Raw genomic sequence first — 18235 nt, 5'->3', positions numbered from 1 at the left:
GGCTTCCTCCAGATCCGCAGTCGCCCGCGGCACCCTTGCCGTTCAGCTAACTCTTCCCCTTGTCGGGCGAGTAGAGGACTTGCACCTCCCAGTGAGTGCGCCCTGCCGGGCGCACCGCAAAAACGGGTGCCTCTTGCGGGGCGCCCGCTTGCCTTGAAGTAAGCGGCTACCGGCTTGCTGCTTCGCCTTCTTGACGCCAGTTTCCAAGGCCAGGCGGAACAGCGCGTCGTTCGGTTTGATCTTTTTCAGCCGCCCCTGCGAAAACTCCACGCCATGCATTTGCGCGGCCAGCGCTTCATCGACTGCCTGTAGTTTTGCTCTTGATTCATCGGGGAGAACAGAAAGAGCAGGATACTCTGCGCCTGCAAGGGCGTCACTAGTGATGATTTGAACGATACCAGAGTGCCTTGCGCGCCAGCGGCGTCGCCTCCGGCAAGTCGGGATTGGCCAGTTCCAGCACGCGGCGCCGGGATAGCTTCAGGCCATCCGCAAGGCGGCCAAAATGGCGCTGGAACAACTGCGAGAAACTGCCATCGGCAAGCATGGTTTCCAGTCCCGTTTCAATGTGGCGCGCCAGTTCCGGCCGGTGCCTGCCGACAAAAAAGTACAGCGCCGCCGGGTAGCGTATCACCAGGTGGGCATCGAGCGCCAGCGGCAGTTGCACGTGGCTGGCCAGCTCGCTTTGCACCTCGATCACAGAACGGGGAAAGTAGTCGATGCGCCCTGCCGCCAGTTGCTGGAACAGGCCTTCGTAGGTACTCGAGGTATCGAGGCGCAAGCCGTTCGCCTGCAGGATGGCAGAGTCGGGCCAGTCGCGCATCTGGCCGGCTGACAGCCGCGCCAGGGCGGCAACGCTGCGCACATCGCGCAGCAGCTGCGACTGGCGCGCCTGGATCAGGGCCACGCGCCAGCCGATCAAACCGCGGTCGATGGGGATGCGCACCGGCAGCAATTGCGTTTCGCGCGCGCGGCTTGTCATGGCCCAGACGACATCCACGCTGCCCGACGCCATGGCGATTTCCTGCATCGCGCGCGTCTGCACCATGCGCAGCGCGGAGCGGCGCAAGACATAATCCTGGCCCGAACGCGCCAGCGCCTGTTGCAGCAAAGCCGTCACATAGCCGTGCTGCGGATCATCAAGCGCCTGGTGGCGCGGATACACGAGCGGCAACGGCGGCGGCACTACCGCGCCTGTGGCCGCGCCCAACGGCCACAGGCCGGCAAGCATGAGCAGGGGGCGGCGCTGCATGGCCCCTCCTTTCCAGCGCTTTCATAGCGTTCTTATCAGAATGACAGTATCGCGCAGCAGAGCACGCTTGTCGACTGGAATAGGGAAACTGTATACAAAACAACAGCAGTTTCTGACTGACCAGGGGGAGCCGGAATTAATCCAGATCAATAAAACCGCAAATAGAAAATAAATCTTGCGTGCTGCTCTGGACGGCATGCGCGCCCCTCGCCTACGCTGTTTTTTTATCTGAAAAACAAGAGGAACCCATGCAGACAGCACGCTTGAATATTATCGGAATGGATCACGAAGGCTGCGCCGACAGGCTGACGGGCGCGCTCGAAGCCGTTACCGGCGTGGCCACCGTGTGCGTCTCGCTGGCGCGCCACGGCGCCACGGTGCAATTCGACGAACGTCTGGCCACGCAGGAACGCCTGCTGGCTGCCGTCAACGACGCCGGCTTCATGGGCGAGGCGACGGATGAAGAACAGCTGGCATCGTGCAGCGGCGCCTGCGGCCACTGCCGCCACTGAACGCCTGCCGTCGCCCTCCCCTCCCTGCGCCGCTCAGCCTTCCCGCGCGCCCCGGTCGCGCAAATGCGCCAGCACGCGGCGCGGCCCCAGCGCCTGCAGGTCGAACGGCGGCAACTCGATGGCGTCGAGCGTGTTCTTGACCAGCAAGCCCAGTTCCGTGTCGCCTTCCAGGCTCAAACGACGGCTGAAGAACAGCGTGTCCGGATCTTCCTGGCGCCGCGCCAGCAGCATCAGATCATGCACGCTGGCGGCGATGCACAGGTCCGTCACGTCGACATAGCGCTCGGCCACGAACACCGTGCCCTGCCACTCGAAATCGAAGGCGATGCCCGCGTCCAGCAAGCGCAGGCGCAGGCTGCGCCCTTCCAGGCTGCGCCGCACATCGTCGGGCAATTGTGGCGCCAGCAAGCGGTTCAAGCCTTGCACGAACAGCCAGGAGGCGGGATACGGCGGCAGCTTGGACAGCAATTCGGCCAGCGGTTCCGGCAGCCGGTACGACATGGCGGGCTTGCTCATCGCGGGCTTGGCCGGGACCGGGGCCGGGATGGGCAATCTTTCCAGTTGATCTTGCATGGTGTTTCCTTTCGATGCTTTCAATGGGCTGCGTGCTGTTCCATGCCGGGCTGGCCGTGCCAGTAGCCGTCGCAAGCGCCGGCCGGCTGGCAGGCCGCCAGCTGGGCCTGGGCGCCGATGCCGCTGACCTGGCCGCGGCGGGCGCGGTCGAAGATGGCGATGACTTGTTGCGTATGCATGGCCTGCGGGCTGATGCGCGCCACCGCCACGCCCATGTCGCGCATGGCGTCGAGTTCGCGCACCAGGTTGTAGACCAGCGCCGACTGCGTCTGCGTGCCATTCAGTACGAGGAAGGGCACCTCGTCGCGCGTGCGCAGCAGCAGGCCGTCCGGCTCTTCCAGGCAGCTGTAGCCACAATCATCCTTCGGCAGGTTGCGGTTGCGCGCCGTGAAGCAGCGCGCGGAAAATGCCAGCGGCATGCGGCCGTAGGCGAATACTTCCGTCTCCAGCCCTTCCGGTTTCTGGCGCTGCATCTCGGCCAGCGCCGTCTGCCCCATTTCCAGCGGCATCACCCAGCGCCGCGCGCCCAGGCGCGCCAGCAGTTGCAGGCTGGGGCCGTTGAACAGGTTCAAATGGGGGCCAGCGACGAAGGACGCGCCCTTTTCCATGCAGTGCACGGCGCCCATGTCGTTGGCCTCGACGCCGTAGCGGCCATTGCCGGTGATGCGGCGCAGGGTCGCCAGTTCGGCGCCCGCCTCGATCAGCGCCTGCGTCGACAGCACCACTTCCTTGCCGGCAGCGGCCAGCATGTCGGCGATATCGAGCCAGTCGGCCAGGCGCACCTCATGCCGGCGCGAGCACACGGTTTCGCCCAGATACACGATATCGACGGCGGTGCCGGCGATCTGCTGGTAAAACTCGAAAACGCTGGCGCGCGGCCAGTAGTACAGCAAAGGGCCCAAAGATAGTTTCAGCATGCCTTTTCCAGTATTTTTTAAGTTACAAAACCGTAGCGAGCGGCTCGCGGCGAGGCCGAGAAGCGCAGCTGTGCTAGAGCACAGTGAGCATCGCAGGCCGCGCCCCGGGACGCGCAGTAGGTTTTGCTATTTCCAGGAGCGATGGTAGGCGCCTAAAGTGTGCTGCTGGCCCTCGGCCAGCTTGTCCATGGCCGCCATCCAGCCCGGCTTGACGGCATAGCGCGCATTGCCTTCGCGGCAGGCGTCGATCGCTTCGCGCCACACGCGCGTGACCTGCGCCACGTAGGCGGGACTGCGCTGGCGTCCTTCGATTTTCACGGCCCGCACGCCCATGGCGATCAGTTGCGGCAGCAGCGCCAGGGTATTCAGGCTGGCCGGTTCCTCGATGGCGTAATACTCTTCATCATTGACTTCGAAACGCCCCTTGCACAGGGTCGGATAGCTGGCGTTTTCACCCGCTGCATAGCGGTCGATCAGCACGCCGTTCAGGCGCGATTCGAGGCCGTTCGGCGTTTCCAGCCAGCGCACGGCTTTCGCGGGCGAGCACACGCCGTGCGTATTCGGCGCCTCGCCCGTCGCATACGACGACAGCGCGCAGCGCCCTTCGACCATCACGCACAGGCTGCCGAAACCGAAGACCTCGATCTCGACTTCCGTCTTGGCGATCAGTTGCTCCACCTGCGCCATCGACAGCACGCGCGGCAGCACGGCGCGGGCGATGCCGAAGTGCTCGTGGTAGAAATTGATGGCTTCGTAGTTGGTGGCCGAGCCCTGCACGGACAGGTGCAGGCGCAGCTGCGGGTGGTGCTGGGCCGCGTAGGCCATCAGGCCCGGATCGGCCACGATCATGGCGTCGATACCGGCCTGCGCGGCGCGGTCGATGGCGCTGCGCCACACGGCCCAGTTGTGCGGCTGCGGATAGGTATTCAGCGCCAGCAGCACCTTGCGTCCATATTGATGGGCGTAGCGCACGCCCTCGGCGATGGCCTTCTCGTCGAAATTGAGGCCGGCGAAATTGCGCGCATTGGTGGCGTCGCGAAAACCCAGGTACACGGTGTCGGCGCCATTGTCGACGGCCGCTTTCAAGGCAGGCAGGCTGCCGGCGGGACAGACCAGTTCCAGCGGTCCGGCCACGCGGGTGGCGGTGGTTGATTCAAGCATCATGATGTTCACAGTCCTGTATCGGCTCAGGGTGCAGACTATAGCCCCGCCCATACTGCCCAGTCCTTGACGCAGGTGAAGGAATGCATGCATGGCTGGCGCGCGTTCAACTTGCTTGACCTGGCTGTAAAATGCCCATCTTTCCTCCTGTTTCAGTGCCCACCATGACCCGCAAACCGCTGCTGATTTTCCTCCTGACCCTGTTCCTCACCGCGCTGCAAGTGCAGTGGGCCGGTCCGGCCGATGGCTATGACGCAGGGACCATCTCCGTGCTGTCGCCGGAAGTGCTGGGCGCCTATCCGGGCGTGCTGCTGCTGTTCCTGCTGGCCGTGTTCGCGCGCCGCCAACTGCCGCTGCGGCGTCAGGCCGCCATCTGCACGGGCCTGCTGGCCGTCTACTGGCTGCTGGCGAACTACGCCACCTTCGATATCCGCGTCGCCAGCTGGAGCACCTTCTCGCCGCTGGAAATCTGGGCGCACGTGCTGCCCGCCTCCGTCGCCAGCATCGCCGCCTGTGGCGCCGCGTTCTTTTGCGCGAGCTGGCTGATCCTGCGCGAAACGCGCTGGAACAAAACCGGCTGAGGTAGTTTTTTCACCTGGATCAAGGATACGCGAATCGCTTGCGCGCCACCTTTGACTGCACTACATTTAGTGGATAACCTTCATAAAAACACCGCATGTTGTGTTTACTGGAGGTTTCATGACGACGAATGCAGTATCCCCCACACGCGGCCAGGTCGATGTCGCCGCGTCTATCAATGAATACCTGGAGCGGCGCGACTGGCGTGTCAACGCCAACGCCAACCAGGGTTACTCGCTGGGCGGCCTGATACTCAATGTGTCGGGCAAGGTCATCGCCAACTACTGGCTGGACCAGGTGTATCCGCCGGAAGTGGGCGCGGCGCACCGCGAAGCGGCGCTGCACATCCACGACCTCGACATGCTGGCCGGCTATTGCGCCGGCTGGTCGCTGCGCACCCTGCTGCACGAAGGCTTGAATGGCGTGCCGGGCAAGATCGAATCCGGTCCGCCGAAACACATGTCGAGCGCCATCGGCCAGATCGTCAATTTCCTCGGCACCCTGCAAAACGAATGGGCCGGCGCGCAGGCGTTCAGCTCCTTCGACACTTACATGGCGCCCTACATCCGCAAGGACAGCCTGCGCTACGAAGACGTGCGCCAGTACATGCAGGAGCTGATCTTCAACCTCAACGTACCATCGCGCTGGGGCACGCAAACGCCGTTTACCAACCTCACTTTCGACTGGGTCTGCCCGGACGACCTGCGCGAGCAGATTCCCGTCATCGCCAGCCAGGAGATGGACTTCAGCTATGGCGAGCTGCAAGCGGAGATGGACATGATCAACCGCGCCTACATCGAGATCATGATGGCGGGCGACGCCAAGGGACGCGTGTTTACCTTCCCCATCCCCACTTACAATATCACCGAGGATTTCGACTGGCATAGCGACAATGCCGAACGCCTGTTCGAGATGACGGCCCGCTACGGCCTGCCCTACTTCCAGAATTTCATCAATTCGGAACTCAAGCCGAACATGATCCGCTCCATGTGCTGCCGCTTGCAACTGGACTTGCGCGAACTGCTGAAACGGGGCAATGGCCTGTTCGGTTCCGCCGAGCAGACGGGTTCCCTGGGCGTGGTGACGATCAATTGCGCGCGCCTGGGTCACTTGTGGCGCGGCGACGAGCCAGCCTTGATGGCGGACCTGGACCGCCTGCTGGAACTGGGCAAGACCAGCCTGGAAATCAAGCGCCGCACCATCGAGGAACTGATGCAGCAAGGCTTGTTCCCATACACGAAGCGTTACCTGGGCACCCTGCGCAATCACTTTTCGACCCTGGGGGTGAACGGCATCAACGAGATGATCCGCAATTTCAGCGGCGACGCGTACGACATCACATCCGCCGAGGGCCATGCGCTGGCGATACGCCTGCTCGACCACGTGCGCGCCCGCATGGTGGCATTCCAGGAAGAGACAGGCAATATGTACAATCTGGAAGCGACACCGGCCGAGGGCACCACCTACCGCTTCGCCCGCGAAGACCGCAAGCGCTATCCCGCCATCCTGCAGGCCGGTACAAGCGACAACCCGTACTACACGAACTCGTCGCAGCTGCCCGTCGGCCATACGGACGACCCGTTCGAGGCTTTGGCCCTGCAGGACGCGCTACAGCGCAAGTACACGGGTGGCACGGTGCTGCACCTGTACATGACGGAAGCACTGTCGGACGCCAACGCCTGCCGCGAGCTGGTGAAACGCGCCCTGAGCCGCTTCTCGCTACCCTACATCACGGTCACTCCCACGTTTTCCATCTGCCCGCGTCACGGCTACCTGGCCGGCAAACATGAATTCTGTCCCACCTGCGACGCGGAACTGATCGCCCGCAAACAGTCCGATCTTGCTCACCCAATCAAGGAAACGCCATGAACGCACGTCCCGACTTCACTCCCGCCATCACCCTGCTCGACAGCGAACGCCAGCGCTGCGAAATCTGGACCCGCGTGATGGGCTACCACCGCCCCGTCGCCTCGTTCAACATCGGCAAGCAGGGCGAATTCCACGAGCGCCAGTATTTTACGCAAGCGAGCGCCCGGCTTGGCCAGCCCGCCTGCCATGGCGGCTGATTTGAAAGTGGGCGGTCTGACGCCCTTTTCCGCCACCGACTACCCGGGCAAACTGGCGGCCGTGGTGTTCGTGCAGGGCTGCCCCTGGCGTTGCGGCTATTGCCACAATCCACATCTGCAGGCACGCACGCCGGAAGGCGCCATGCCCTGGCAGGACGTCTTGACCTGGCTGCGCCGCCGCGTGGGCCTGGTCGACGCCGTCGTCTTCAGCGGCGGCGAAGCGTGCATGGACCCGGCGCTGGGGCGCGCCATGCAGGACGTCAAAGCGCTGGGTTTTGGCATCGGCCTGCATACGGCCTGCATCTATCCGCAGCGCCTGCGGGAAGTGCTGCCCCTGGTCGATTGGGTCGGCTTCGACATCAAGGCGCCGTTTGCAGACTATCGTCATGTGACCCGCGTGGCAGGCAGCGGCGACCCGGCGCGCGCCTGCCTGGACGCCATCCTCGCCAGCGGCGTGGCCTACGAGTGCCGCACCACCACTCACCCGGACCTGCTGCGGGACGAGCAGTTGCTGGCCCTGGCCACCAGCCTGGCCGCCAAAGGCGTCGATCACTACGTGTTGCAGCAGTTCCGCGCTGAAGGCTGCGCGGACGCGGCGCTGGCGGGCCGCCCCCTGCACGACTATCCGGCGGCGCACACGTTGACGCAAATCGGCGCCATGTTTCCGCGATTTACATTCCGTAATCATGGCAGCTGATTCTGCCACCACATAATTGCCGAAAGCTCTACAAAATTCCCCGTTCTGCAACGCTGAAATGTCTGGCGTGCTGTAAGGTATCAACTGTGCCGCGCGCCATGCGCAGCCCGTCAGATTTCTCACTCCGCATTACAGATAAGCGTCATCCATGAACGATTTCACCGCAGTCAGCCCAGGCATCCCTTCCACCCACGCCGACATCCTGTACGGCCCGCCGCGACCGGATCTGCTGCGCGAGGAAGTGCTGGCCGACCTGCTGGAGGCGACGGCCCGCCGCTGCCCGCAGCAGATCGCCCTGATCGATGGCGAGCGCCGCATCACGTATGCCGAACTCGATGCGCAGGCGGGACTGGCCGCGTCGCGCCTGGTGGCGGCCGGCGTCAAGCCCGGCGACATCGTGGGCCTGTGGCTGCCGCGCGGCAGGCATTTGCTGCTGATGCAGGCGGCCATCGCCAAGGCGGGCGCCGCCTGGCTGCCCGTCGATGAAGACACGCCCGTCGAGCGCCTGCAAGTGTGCCTCAATGACGCCAATGGCGCTGGCGTCGTCAGCTGCGCACAGTTCGCGCCGCGCCTGGAGCCGGCGGGCATCCAGCGCCCCGTGTGGACGGCGGAAAGCCTGCTGGCCCCCGCCGCGCCGGGCGAAGTGTTGCCCGCGCGCGCAACCGTGCTGCCCGAACACCCGGCCTATGTCATCTACACCTCCGGCTCCACGGGCAAACCCAAGGGCATATTGATCAATCAGCGCAGCATCTGCCACTTCCTGCGCAGCGAAAACGCCGTGCTGGAAGTGACGCAAGACGACACCGTCTACCAGGGATTTTCCGTCGCCTTCGACATGTCGTTCGAGGAAATCTGGATCGCCTATCTGGTGGGCGCCACGCTGTGGCTGGGACCGAAGGATATCTCGGGCGACCCGGAAGCCTTGCCGCGCGCGCTGGCAGCCAATCACGTCACCGTACTGCACGCAGTGCCGACCTTGCTGGCCCTGTTCGCCGAGGAAATACCGAGCCTGCGCCTGATCAACCTGGGCGGCGAGATGTGCCCCGAGTCCCTGGTCGAGCGCTGGTCGCGCCCGGGCCGCGCCATGTTCAACACCTATGGCCCCACGGAGGCGACCGTCTCGTGCAGCCTGGCGCGCCTGCGGCCCGGCGAGCCCGTCACCATCGGCACGCCGCTGCCCAACTATGGCTTGCTGGTGCTGCAGGTGAGCGAGGCGGGAGAAAACCGTCCATTGACCCTGCTGCCCCGCGGCGAAACGGGTGAGCTGTGCATCATCGGCCCCGGCCTGGCCGAGGGCTACCTGGGCCGGCCCGACCTGACGCTGGAAAAATTCCTGCCCAATCCGTGGGCGACAAGCGAGGATGACGCGCGCCTGTACCGCACGGGCGACCTGGCGCGCATCGATGCCGACGGCCAGGTGCAGTGCCTGGGCCGCGCCGACGACCAGGTGAAAATTCGCGGCTTCCGCGTGGAGCTGGGCGAGATCGAAGCCGTGCTGGCGCAGCAGGCAGGCGTGGGCACGGTGGCCGTGTTGCTGCGCAAGGATGATGGTATCGACCAGCTGGTGGCGTATATTGTCGGCAGCGACGAGGCGCCCGACGATGCCCTGGCGGCGAAAACCCTGCGCGCCGCCCTGAACCTGCACTTGCCGCCGTATATGGTGCCTGGCCGCTTCGAGCTGCTGTCAATGATGCCGCGCCTGACCTCGGGAAAAATCGACAGGAAGGCTCTGAAGGCGATGCCGCTGTCCGCGCCACCGGCGGGCGAGGCGGGTGAATCGGACGTGCCGGAAACGCCGGCCGAAGTGGCCCTGTTCGCGGCCCTGGCCAAGCTGTTCCCCGGCCAGGCGATTCTGCGCCAGCTCGATTTCTTCAGCGACCTCGGTGGCCACTCCTTCCTGGCCGCGCGCCTGGCATCAAGCCTGCGCGCCGATCCGGCCTACGCCCACATGACGGTGCGCGACATTTACCAGAACCGGCAGATCGGCAAGATCGCCGCCGTCCTGAGCGAGGCGCCTGCGCTGGCCACGCCGGAAGCGGAATGGACGCCGCCGTCGACCATGAAGCGCTGGATCTGCGGCGCGGCGCAGGCGGCGGCCGTGCCGGGCCTCGTCACCCTGCGCATGGCGCAATGGATGGCGCCCTTCTTCACCTACCACTTCTTCACGGGCGACACGGGAGATACCGTGCCGCGCGCCATCGCCGCCTCGATCGGCGTGTTCCTGCTGGCGACCCTGGCCGAATTTGCCATCGCCATCGGCGGCAAGTGGCTGATCGCCGGGCGTTTGAAACCGGGCAGCTATCCGCTGTGGGGCGTGACCTATTACCGCTGGTGGCTGGCCGACCGCCTGGTCGAATCGGCGCCCGCCTACCTGCTCAGCGGCTCGTCGCTGAATAGCTGGTGGTTGCGTGCGCTGGGCGCGAAAGTGGGCAAGGAAGTGGTCATCGGCTCGATGACCCTGCGCGCACCCGACCTGCTGTCCATCGGCGACAACGTCAGCGTGGGCAACGCCGTCAACTTTGAAAACGCCAGGGTCGAACGGGGCCGTCTGCTGCTGGGCCAGATCAGCATCGGCGACGATGCTTGCATCAGCTCTTACGCTATCCTGGAAGGCAATACCAGCGTAGGCGCCTTCGGCCACCTGGAGGGACAGTCCGCGCTGGCCGATGGCGCCTCGGTGCCGGCCGGCAGGGTCTGGACGGGCTCGCCCGCGCGCGATGTCAAAGCGTATGACCCGGCCAGCCAGCCGCCGCGCCCTGCCGTCTCGCGCCTGCGCCTGACGGGCGAAACCCTGTTCTTTTGCTTCGGCATGGTCTTGATCGCCGTGCTGTTCTTCATGCCCGTCTTTCCCAGCTTCGTGCTGATCGACTGGTTCGACGAGCGCGAAATGATGCCGTGGCTGCAGGGCCGCGACGTGACGACCCAGCTGGCCCGCTACTTCCTGCTGGCCTTCCCCGCCAGCGCCGTGCTGATCGTGCTGACCGCCCTGCTGTCGGCCGCCATCCGCTGGGGCGCGCTGCCCCGCTTGAAGCCGGGCAGCTCGCCCGTGCACAGCAATATCTATTGCGCCAAGTGGCTGGTCAGTCATATCCAGGAATCGAGCCTGAACGTCCTGCACGGCATTTACGCCACCGTGTACGCACCGTACTGGTACCGCCTGCTGGGCGCCAAGGTGGGCAAGGGCGCCGAGATTTCCACGGCGCTGGGCGTGGTGCCCGACATGCTGACCCTGGGCGACGACACCTTCATCGCCGACGCCGTCATGCTGGGCGACGAGCAGATCGACGGCGGCTGGATGACCATGCGCCCCACCGTCATCTCGCACCGCAGCTTTGTCGGCAACGGCAGCTATATCCCGGACGGCACCACCCTGCCCGAGCACGTGCTGATCGGCGTGCACACGCATGCGCCGCGCAATGAACAGATGCACAGCGGCGACACCTGGCTGGGTTCTCCGCCCATGCACCTGCCCGCGCGCGAGCAGGTCAGCGGCTTTGCCGACCACCTGACCTTCAAGCCATCCTTGCTGCGCCGCCTGGGCCGCAGCCTGATCGAAGCCTTCCGCATCGTCGCGCCGCACGCGGTGGTGATCGCCGTCGGCTATACCCTGGTGCTGGACGTGATGCCGATCGCGGGCGCCGGACGCTGGGGCGAAGTGGTGGGCGACCTGGCTATCGCCGGCCTGGCCTACGGCATCGGCAATTTCCTCGTCGTCGTGCTGTTCAAGTGGCTGCTGCTGGGACGCTACCGCAAGCATGCGGCGCCCATGTGGACGCCGTTCGTGTGGATTTCGGAAGGCGTGACCAACCTGTATGAAGGCATCGCCGTGCCCAACTTCATGCGCTACCTGCGCGGCACGCCATGGCTGCCGCTGGCCTTCCGCCTGTTCGGCTGCAAGATCGGCCGCGGCGTCTATATGGACACCACCGACATCACGGAATTCGACTGCGTGCACATCGGCGATTACAGCGAATTGAACGCCCTCACCTGCCCGCAGACGCATCTATTCGAAGACCGCGTGATGAAGATCGACCACGTGGACATCGGCCAGCGCGTCTACATGGGCCCGCGCAGCTCCGTGCTGTACAGCGCCAAGGTGGGTGACAATGCGCGCCTGGGGCCCTTGACCCTGGTGATGAAGGGCGAACACATCCCCGCCGGCAGCAACTGGGCCGGTTGCCCGGCGGCACCGCTGCGCAGCTGATGGATGGTAACGTGCTCTTATCAAGAGACGGCGTGCTGGTGATCGGCATCGCCGCCGTGCTGCCGCGCGCCGAGGCCCGGTTGCGTATCCGCGCCGCCGTGCGCGAGGCAGCCGCGCAGTGGCTGCAACTGGACATCGAGGCGATTTCGGTGGAGTCGACGCCAGGCGCCCCTCCCCGTTTGCTGCTGGCAGGACGCGCGGCGGGCCTGTCGTTCAGCCATGACGAGGGATTGTCGCTGGCCGCCGTCCATCTGCATGGCCCTGTCGGCATCGACGTGATGCGGGTGCAGGACATTCCCGACTGGGCGAATCTGGCGCGCGACTATCTGGGGCCGCAGGCAGCCGACGAACTGGCGGCCCGCCCCGCCGCGCAGCGCCCATTGGCCCTGGCGCAGGCGTGGACGGCGCGCGAGGCGGCGCTCAAGTGCGCGGGTTTACAATTGATGGAGTGGAATGAAATGTCACTAAATTGCAATGTACAGCAGATCGCCTTGCAGGACGGATTTGTCGCGATGCTGGCAACCCCAAAGACGGAGACTGGGGACGGACCCTGAGGGTCCGACCCCGGCCTTTTTGCTGTTGGGTTGATTCCCTCTCAATCCTCCTTACCATCATCAGCGCCACCGATCTGGACGAAAATCAGTTTTACGATAATACTGACAAGCAATCCCAGCACCCCGATCAATTCCAGCATGGTCTTTCCTTTGCAGTGACAGCAGACCAGGCCACTGTAACGCGAACACCGGGGCCAGGCTAATATCAAATCAGGCAGTCACCGATCTCGAAAAGGCATACGATTGATTTCCATCAGACAGTTCCGCTATTTTGTCGAAGTCGTCGATGCAGGCAGCTATTCGCGCGCGGCGGAAAAGCTGTACATCGCGCAGTCGGCCCTGAGCCGGCAAATCAAGGAACTGGAAACCGAAGTACAGGCCCTGCTGCTGACGCGCGACGCGCGCCATATCGAACTGACGCCTGCGGGACAGGTCTTTTATGAACGGGCCAGGCGCATCCTCGAAGACATCGAGGAAACCGTGCGCCAGACCCGCCACGTGGGACAAGGGGCGCAAGGCATCATCCGCCTGCTGCATTCGAGCTCCGTCACCCTCACGCCCGCCATCGGCGCCGTGCTGAACCGGCTGCTGGCGCAGTTTCCCGGCGTTTCGCTGGATATATCAAAGGGATCGTCGGAAAACCAGGCAGCCGACATCGAGGAAGGCCGCGCCGACCTGGGCCTCGTGCGCCTGCCCACCCTGCGCAAGCATGCCAATATCGTCGTGCGCGAGCTTTACGGGGAAAAGCTGGTGGTGGCCGTGTCGGCGGCCTCGCCGCTGGCCGCGCTGGAGCGCACGACGATCGCCGCCTTGCGCGACGAGGCCTTCGTCTCGATTCCGCACAAGGACCGGGGAGGCTTGAGCTACCTGGTGGCGGGCCTGTGCCTGGCGCAGGGCTTCTTTCCGAAGGCGGCGCGCGCCCTGTCGCGCAAGACCTCGCAACTGAACCTGATCGAGGCCAACATGGGCATCGCCATCGTCCCGGACAGCATGCGCCTGGTGGCGCCGCCCGGCGTGCATTTTATCGCGCTGCCGGACGAGGAATCGCATTCCATCGTGGGCCTGATCTCGCCACGCGCGGCCAGCGGCATGGTGGCCGCGTTTACGGAAGCGTTCGTGCGCGAGATGAACGCGTTGGCAACGGCCGCTTAACCTTCCGCATACAGCGCGGCATCCACGTCGCGCACGGCCGCCATCAGCAGGGCCAGCTTCATGACATCGAGCTTGCCATCGGTGCGCACGCGCGAGCACAGGTCGATGCCGTAGGGGCGCACCTGGCGCAGCGCATCGGCCACGTTGGTGTCGTCCAGCCCACCGGCCAGGAAGACGGGACGGGGGCTGGCGCGCACGAAGCGCGCACTGACGGACCAGTCGTGCGTGCGGCCCGTGCCGCCCAGTTCCGGGACCAGCGCGCCAGGGCGGCCCGAATCGAGCAAAAAGGCATGCACATGGGGCGCATAGGCGGGAATCAGCGCCAAAGCCTCGGGCCCTTCCACGTGGATCACCTGCACGCGCCGCACCTGCGGCAGCAAGCGTGCCAGCTGCGCCACTTCGCCGGGGTCGAGTTGGCCGACGATCTGCACGGTGGACGGCTGCGTGGCGCGCACGTGTTCGGCGATGCGCTGCGCCGTCGTCTCGGACGTCAGCAGGAACGTGGCCACGGGCGGCGGCGTCCAGGCGGCGATCTGCGCGATGCGCGCGTCGGGAATCGGACCGGGTCCGGACGGCATGGCGGCCACCAGGCCCAGCGCGTCGGCGCCGGCGGCAATGGCCAGTTGCGCTTCGTCGATGGAAGCGATGCAGCAGATCTTGATGCGTGTTCTCATGGCCTTGCGTGCTCAATAGGGATGGTCAACATTACAACACAGGGCAGCACGCGCGCCAAGACACGCGGTCAAGCCCGCGCACGATTGTGTGCCAGAATGGGGCCTGCCCACATACCGAGGAATCCATGGCCGACTACAAAAACCCCAGCTACGTGGCCCGCTCCATGCACCCGCGTTTCGATGAACTGACCTCGCCCGGCGAAGCCGTGCCGTATTCGGGCATCTACCGCTGCGATGGCTGCGCGCACGAGATCGTATCGACGGAAGGCCACGTCATGCCGCCGCAAAACCACCACCAGCACAGCAGCGAGCAGGGGCCGATACGCTGGCGCCTGATCGTCAGCCCGCGCTGATTGACATGCGCCAGGTGGCGGACGATACTTGATTTATCCGGCATCGCCATTGGAACGTCACTGGAACACCAGCATGCGCATCGTCGACTTTGAAGTCCGCAAGGAATGTCCGCCGCAGCTGTGCGACTGCGAACGCGAGCGCCTGCTCGACGATGCGCAGGCGGATCTGTCCATCCTGCGCCTGAACCTGACGGAAGAAAAGCGCCTGCTGGCCCACATCGAAGGCATCGCCACCTATGCGCAGTTACAAAAGCTGCAACTACTGCTGAAGAACAACCTGGGCGTGGAATTGCAGATCGCGCCGGGCGGCGGCGAAGTGCGCACCGTGCGCGGCTTCCAGATACGCCTGCAAGAGCGGCCCGGCCTGTGCCGCAAGACGCGGGCCGCCATTCCGGCCGCCGTGCGCCGCTGCCTGGCCGCGCATCCCGAAATCGCGTTTGCGATCTTGAATGACAACGATTTGCTGGGTGGGGTGTGAGGCGAGTAGGTCGGATTAGCGGAGCGTAATCCGACACCATTGTTGGCCGCGCAATGTCGGATTACGCGGTTCCCGCTAATCCGACCTACGCCGCTACGCCGCTGACCCCGGCTCTACGCTGCGTGTATCTCGATCACTTTCCTGCCCTTTGCTTCGCGCGCCCGCAACTGCCCGCAGCCGCCCTCCACGTCCTGCCCGGCCGAATCGCGCAATTTGGTCAGCACACCGCGCGCGTGCAGGGCGGCGGCAATGGCGCGCGCCTTTTCCCAGCTGGGGCGCTTGAACGGCAAGTCGTCTATGGTGTTATACGGGATCATGTTGAGCACCGCGTACTTGCCCTTCAGGAGTTCCACGATGCCGTCCATCTCATCCTCGCCATCGTTGATGCCTTCCATCAGGGTCCATTGATACTGTACCGGGTAGCCGGTCAGGCGCGCATATGACTCGCCGAACTCCACCAGCTCGCGCGGCGACAGCTTGGGCGCGCGCGGCAGCAGCTGTTCGCGCAGCGCCGGCTTGGTGGTGTGCAGGGACAGTGCCAGCGCCGGCTTGACCCTTCCCTGCGGCAGGCGCTCGAAGGCGCGCGGATCGCCCACGGTGGAAAACACGAGGTTCTTGTGGCCGATATTACCCTCGGTGCCCAGCAGCTCGATCGCTTCCATCACATTGTTCAGGTTATGCGCCGGTTCGCCCATGCCCATGAAGACGACTTTTTTCACGGGGCGCAAGGTGCGCGCCAGCACCACCTGGGCGACGATCTCGCCGCTGGTGACTTGCCGGATCAAGCCGTCGCGGCCCGTCATGCAGAACTGGCAGCCGACGGCGCAACCCACCTGGCTCGATACGCACAAGCCGTCGCGCGGCAGCAGCACGCTTTCCACCGTCTGGCCATCGTGCAGTCCCACCAGCAGGCGCGCGGAGCCGTCGGCGCCCGGATGGGTGCTGAGCAGTTTCAGCATGCCCTGCAATTCGAGGTCGAGCGCAGGCAGGGCCTCGCGCACGGGTAGCGGCAAAAAGTCTTCGGCGCGGCGCCGGCCCTGGTCGTGCGGCTGCCCCTGTATCCAGTCGCGCAGCACGCGCTGTTCGTGCAGGGGTTTGGCGCCCAGGGCGCGCAGGCGCTGGCGGAGATGATCGATTTGCATGGATTCTGAATAAAAAAACGGCGCGCAGGAATGAAGCCAGCGCGCCGTGTTACGGGTAAAAGCGTTACACCTTCTTGACGAACTCCGTCTTCAGGCTCATGGAACCGAAGCCGTCGATCTTGCAGTCGATATCATGGTCGCTATCGACCAGGCGGATGTTCTTGACCTTGGTGCCCATCTTGACGACACCGCCGCCGCCCTTCAATTTCAAGTCCTTGATGACACTGACCGTGTCGCCGTCCTGCAGGATATTGCCGGCCGAGTCGCGGTATACCTTGGCGCCCTCTTCCGCTGCTTCGCCAGCCGTGGCCGACCATTCATGCGCGCATTCAGGGCAGATCAACTGGCTGCCGTCTTCATACGTGAATTCGGATTTGCATTGCGGGCATGGTGGTAATGTGCTCATTTTTTTCTCTGTCTGGTGAACAGCGCGTGCTGTAAAAGCCGATAGTATACTGCCTACGCCCAGCATCAGCGCGCTTTTTTCGCCATCATTATCAAGACCGGCGAATAATCTCGATGGTGCTGTGGACAATTTCCTCGTGGATGCCGATGCGCGCGCGCAGCTCGGCGCCTGTCAGCGAAGGATCGCGGCTGACGACGGACAAGGCGCACGAATACAGCTGCTTGCCGACTCTCCACACGTGCAGGTCGACGATGCGCGGCGTGTCGCCGGCGCGTTCCACTTCCACGGCCTCGCGGATTTCGTCCACCACCGGATGGTCCATTTCGCGGTCCAGCAAGACCTTGCCCGTCTCCTGCATCAGCTTTTTCGCCCACAGCGCCACCAGCACGGCGCCCGCGATGCCCATCACGGGATCGAGCCAGCTCCAGCCATAAGCCCACGCGCCGGCCAGCGCGATGATGGCCAGCACGGATGTGGCGGCATCGGCCAGCACGTGGATGTAGGCCGCTTTCATGTTCAGGTCTTCGCCATGCTGGTGGCCGTGATGGTCATGATGGTCATGCCCATGGTGATGCTCGTGGTCGTGGTGCCCGCCGAGGATCAGCGCGCACACGAGGTTGACCAGCAGGCCGAAGGCCGCCACCGCCATCGCCTGCGGATAGTCGATGGGCTGCGGCGAGAACAGGCGTTCGACGGAAGCGGCCACCATCAGCACGGCTACGCCCAGCAGCAGGATGGCGCTGGTGTAGCCGGCCAGCACTTCGATCTTCCACGTGCCGAAGGCAAAACGGGGGTCGCGCGCATAGCGGCGCGCTGCCGCATACGCAAACGCGGCCAGGCCGATGGCCAGCGCGTGCGAACTCATATGCCAGCCATCGGCCAGCAGGGCCATGGAGTTGTACCACCAGCCGGCGACGATCTCCAGCACCATGGTGGACAGGGTGATCCACATGACGATGCGCGCGCGGCGTTCCGCCTTGTCGCTGGCGCCGCCGAAGACGTGTTCGTGCTGCCAGGCGGAGAGGTCTTCGCTGAGGGATTGCGTTTGCATGACGTTCTCCTTATTTGAGGTAGGTGCGCAGGATGGCGGCGATGTCGTCGGCGCCCCTGGTACGCTCGTCGCTGGCAAGGTCGGGACGGGCCACGTGCTCGCGCAAGTGCTCTTCGATCACTTCGGCCATCAGGCCATTCACGGCGCCGCGCACGGCGGCGATCAGCTGCAGCACTTCGCCGCAGTCGCGCCCCTCTTCCAGGCCCCGCTCCAGCCCCTCCACCTGGCCGCGGATGCGCTTCACGCGATTGAGCAGCTTGGTCTTGTTGTGCGCCGTGTGTCCCATGATTCCACCTGAATAAATACTATAGGGGGGTATACTATCAGAAACCGCTACGACTACGGCCAGGATCGAGTAGGGGGCTGAGTTACCTCAGCCGCCCTCTCACACCACCGTACGTGCGGTTCCGCATACGGCGGTTCATTTCACAAGCTGGAAGCGCTGCTGGGTGTCCAGCAGCGAAACT

19 protein-coding genes are annotated in these 18235 nt (G+C 64.6%); 10 read left to right on the top strand and 9 right to left on the bottom strand.

Annotation, left to right across the window (positions count from 1 at the left end):
* Window positions 1-376: 376 nt before the first annotated feature.
* Window positions 377-1249 carry a substrate-binding periplasmic protein gene (locus ACQ4WS_RS24995; protein ID WP_436479657.1) on the bottom strand — a complete coding sequence of 291 codons (873 nt, stop codon included), beginning with the start codon at window positions 1247-1249 and terminating at the stop codon, window positions 377-379.
* A gap of 248 nt (window positions 1250-1497) precedes the next feature.
* Between ACQ4WS_RS24995 and ACQ4WS_RS24990 the strand changes: the two genes are divergently transcribed.
* Window positions 1498-1761 (top strand): heavy-metal-associated domain-containing protein, encoded by a 264-nt coding sequence (locus ACQ4WS_RS24990; protein ID WP_077402408.1) that lies wholly within the window; start codon window positions 1498-1500, stop codon window positions 1759-1761.
* 33 nt (window positions 1762-1794) lie between these two features.
* On the opposite strand, the gene ubiT is transcribed toward ACQ4WS_RS24990, so the two are convergent.
* From ubiT to ubiU, 3 genes are all read right to left on the bottom strand, one after another.
* Complete coding sequence (gene ubiT, locus ACQ4WS_RS24985) at window positions 1795-2334, bottom strand: ubiquinone anaerobic biosynthesis accessory factor UbiT (protein WP_436479656.1); 540 nt, start codon at window positions 2332-2334, stop codon at window positions 1795-1797.
* A 20-nt stretch (window positions 2335-2354) separates the two neighbouring features.
* Entirely contained in the window at window positions 2355-3251 is an 897-nt protein-coding gene (ubiV, locus tag ACQ4WS_RS24980; protein ID WP_436479655.1) for a ubiquinone anaerobic biosynthesis protein UbiV, read from the bottom strand.
* 126 nt (window positions 3252-3377) lie between these two features.
* On the bottom strand, window positions 3378-4415 hold the full coding sequence (ubiU, locus tag ACQ4WS_RS24975; protein ID WP_436479654.1) for a ubiquinone anaerobic biosynthesis protein UbiU: 1038 nt from the start codon (window positions 4413-4415) through the stop codon (window positions 3378-3380).
* Between the two features lie 161 nt (window positions 4416-4576).
* Here ubiU and ACQ4WS_RS24970 point away from each other — a divergent pair, with 161 nt between their 5' ends.
* The 7 genes from ACQ4WS_RS24970 (at window position 4577) to ACQ4WS_RS24940 (ending at window position 13664) form a co-directional block, all read left to right on the top strand.
* A complete protein-coding gene (locus ACQ4WS_RS24970; RefSeq protein WP_436479653.1) occupies window positions 4577-4993 on the top strand; it encodes a hypothetical protein in 417 nt (138 codons plus the stop codon).
* A gap of 118 nt (window positions 4994-5111) precedes the next feature.
* Window positions 5112-6860 (top strand): ribonucleoside triphosphate reductase, encoded by a 1749-nt coding sequence (locus ACQ4WS_RS24965; RefSeq protein ID WP_436479652.1) that lies wholly within the window; start codon window positions 5112-5114, stop codon window positions 6858-6860.
* The gene (nrdD, locus tag ACQ4WS_RS24960) at window positions 6857-7057 is read left to right on the top strand and encodes an anaerobic ribonucleoside-triphosphate reductase (protein ID WP_436479651.1); all 201 of its coding nucleotides are present in this window, start codon (window positions 6857-6859) and stop codon (window positions 7055-7057) included. Before ACQ4WS_RS24965 ends, nrdD begins: the two co-directional genes overlap by 4 nt.
* Window positions 7047-7754: an anaerobic ribonucleoside-triphosphate reductase activating protein gene (locus ACQ4WS_RS24955; RefSeq protein WP_436479650.1), complete on the top strand. Its 708-nt coding sequence runs from the start codon at window positions 7047-7049 to the stop codon at window positions 7752-7754. Before nrdD ends, ACQ4WS_RS24955 begins: the two co-directional genes overlap by 11 nt.
* Before the next feature lie 148 nt (window positions 7755-7902).
* The gene (locus tag ACQ4WS_RS24950; RefSeq protein ID WP_436479649.1) at window positions 7903-11958 is read left to right on the top strand and encodes a Pls/PosA family non-ribosomal peptide synthetase; all 4056 of its coding nucleotides are present in this window, start codon (window positions 7903-7905) and stop codon (window positions 11956-11958) included.
* Window positions 11959-11969: 11 nt separating this feature from the next.
* Window positions 11970-12512 carry a 4'-phosphopantetheinyl transferase family protein gene (locus tag ACQ4WS_RS24945; protein WP_436479648.1) on the top strand — a complete coding sequence of 181 codons (543 nt, stop codon included), beginning with the start codon at window positions 11970-11972 and terminating at the stop codon, window positions 12510-12512.
* 243 nt (window positions 12513-12755) lie between these two features.
* Complete coding sequence (locus tag ACQ4WS_RS24940; RefSeq protein WP_436479647.1) at window positions 12756-13664, top strand: LysR family transcriptional regulator; 909 nt, start codon at window positions 12756-12758, stop codon at window positions 13662-13664.
* Here the strand turns inward: ACQ4WS_RS24940 and ACQ4WS_RS24935 are convergent.
* Window positions 13661-14338 (bottom strand): phosphoribosylanthranilate isomerase, encoded by a 678-nt coding sequence (locus ACQ4WS_RS24935; RefSeq protein WP_436479646.1) that lies wholly within the window; start codon window positions 14336-14338, stop codon window positions 13661-13663. The genes ACQ4WS_RS24940 and ACQ4WS_RS24935 overlap by 4 nt on opposite strands.
* A 125-nt stretch (window positions 14339-14463) precedes the next feature.
* Between ACQ4WS_RS24935 and ACQ4WS_RS24930 the strand changes: the two genes are divergently transcribed.
* Complete coding sequence (locus ACQ4WS_RS24930) at window positions 14464-14691, top strand: hypothetical protein (RefSeq protein ID WP_077402374.1); 228 nt, start codon at window positions 14464-14466, stop codon at window positions 14689-14691.
* Between the two features lie 73 nt (window positions 14692-14764).
* Window positions 14765-15169, top strand: coding sequence for a hypothetical protein (locus ACQ4WS_RS24925; RefSeq protein WP_436479645.1), 405 nt, complete (start codon window positions 14765-14767; stop codon window positions 15167-15169).
* Between the two features lie 113 nt (window positions 15170-15282).
* Here the strand turns inward: ACQ4WS_RS24925 and ACQ4WS_RS24920 are convergent, their stop codons facing one another.
* The 4 genes from ACQ4WS_RS24920 to ACQ4WS_RS24905 form a co-directional block, all read right to left on the bottom strand.
* Complete coding sequence (locus ACQ4WS_RS24920; protein WP_436479644.1) at window positions 15283-16311, bottom strand: RNA methyltransferase; 1029 nt, start codon at window positions 16309-16311, stop codon at window positions 15283-15285.
* 64 nt (window positions 16312-16375) lie between these two features.
* Window positions 16376-16717, bottom strand: coding sequence for a zinc ribbon domain-containing protein YjdM (locus ACQ4WS_RS24915; protein WP_096234803.1), 342 nt, complete (start codon window positions 16715-16717; stop codon window positions 16376-16378).
* Between the two features lie 91 nt (window positions 16718-16808).
* The gene (dmeF, locus tag ACQ4WS_RS24910) at window positions 16809-17768 is read right to left on the bottom strand and encodes a CDF family Co(II)/Ni(II) efflux transporter DmeF (protein ID WP_436479643.1); all 960 of its coding nucleotides are present in this window, start codon (window positions 17766-17768) and stop codon (window positions 16809-16811) included.
* A 10-nt stretch (window positions 17769-17778) separates the two neighbouring features.
* On the bottom strand, window positions 17779-18054 hold the full coding sequence (locus tag ACQ4WS_RS24905; RefSeq protein WP_436479642.1) for a metal/formaldehyde-sensitive transcriptional repressor: 276 nt from the start codon (window positions 18052-18054) through the stop codon (window positions 17779-17781).
* Window positions 18055-18235: the final 181 nt, after the last annotated feature.

Source organism: Janthinobacterium leeuwenhoeki (genome assembly GCF_051380795.1).
Classification (GTDB): Bacteria; Pseudomonadota; Gammaproteobacteria; order Burkholderiales; family Burkholderiaceae_D; genus Janthinobacterium.
The sequence above is the reverse complement of the archived record's forward strand: the minus strand, read 5'-3'. Positions and strand labels throughout refer to the sequence as shown.

Coding starts and splice junctions, on each gene's coding strand:
- ACQ4WS_RS24995 (WP_436479657.1), bottom strand. CDS start 1,249: ATGCAGCGCCGCCCCCTGCTCATGCTTGCCGGCCTGTGGCCGTTGGGC.
- ACQ4WS_RS24990 (WP_077402408.1), top strand. CDS start 1,498: ATGCAGACAGCACGCTTGAATATTATCGGAATGGATCACGAAGGCTGC.
- ubiT (WP_436479656.1), bottom strand. CDS start 2,334: ATGCAAGATCAACTGGAAAGATTGCCCATCCCGGCCCCGGTCCCGGCC.
- ubiV (WP_436479655.1), bottom strand. CDS start 3,251: ATGCTGAAACTATCTTTGGGCCCTTTGCTGTACTACTGGCCGCGCGCC.
- ubiU (WP_436479654.1), bottom strand. CDS start 4,415: ATGATGCTTGAATCAACCACCGCCACCCGCGTGGCCGGACCGCTGGAA.
- ACQ4WS_RS24970 (WP_436479653.1), top strand. CDS start 4,577: ATGACCCGCAAACCGCTGCTGATTTTCCTCCTGACCCTGTTCCTCACC.
- ACQ4WS_RS24965 (WP_436479652.1), top strand. CDS start 5,112: ATGACGACGAATGCAGTATCCCCCACACGCGGCCAGGTCGATGTCGCC.
- nrdD (WP_436479651.1), top strand. CDS start 6,857: ATGAACGCACGTCCCGACTTCACTCCCGCCATCACCCTGCTCGACAGC.
- ACQ4WS_RS24955 (WP_436479650.1), top strand. CDS start 7,047: ATGGCGGCTGATTTGAAAGTGGGCGGTCTGACGCCCTTTTCCGCCACC.
- ACQ4WS_RS24950 (WP_436479649.1), top strand. CDS start 7,903: ATGAACGATTTCACCGCAGTCAGCCCAGGCATCCCTTCCACCCACGCC.
- ACQ4WS_RS24935 (WP_436479646.1), bottom strand. CDS start 14,338: ATGAGAACACGCATCAAGATCTGCTGCATCGCTTCCATCGACGAAGCG.
- ACQ4WS_RS24930 (WP_077402374.1), top strand. CDS start 14,464: ATGGCCGACTACAAAAACCCCAGCTACGTGGCCCGCTCCATGCACCCG.
- ACQ4WS_RS24925 (WP_436479645.1), top strand. CDS start 14,765: ATGCGCATCGTCGACTTTGAAGTCCGCAAGGAATGTCCGCCGCAGCTG.
- ACQ4WS_RS24920 (WP_436479644.1), bottom strand. CDS start 16,311: ATGCAAATCGATCATCTCCGCCAGCGCCTGCGCGCCCTGGGCGCCAAA.
- ACQ4WS_RS24915 (WP_096234803.1), bottom strand. CDS start 16,717: ATGAGCACATTACCACCATGCCCGCAATGCAAATCCGAATTCACGTAT.
- dmeF (WP_436479643.1), bottom strand. CDS start 17,768: ATGCAAACGCAATCCCTCAGCGAAGACCTCTCCGCCTGGCAGCACGAA.
- ACQ4WS_RS24905 (WP_436479642.1), bottom strand. CDS start 18,054: ATGGGACACACGGCGCACAACAAGACCAAGCTGCTCAATCGCGTGAAG.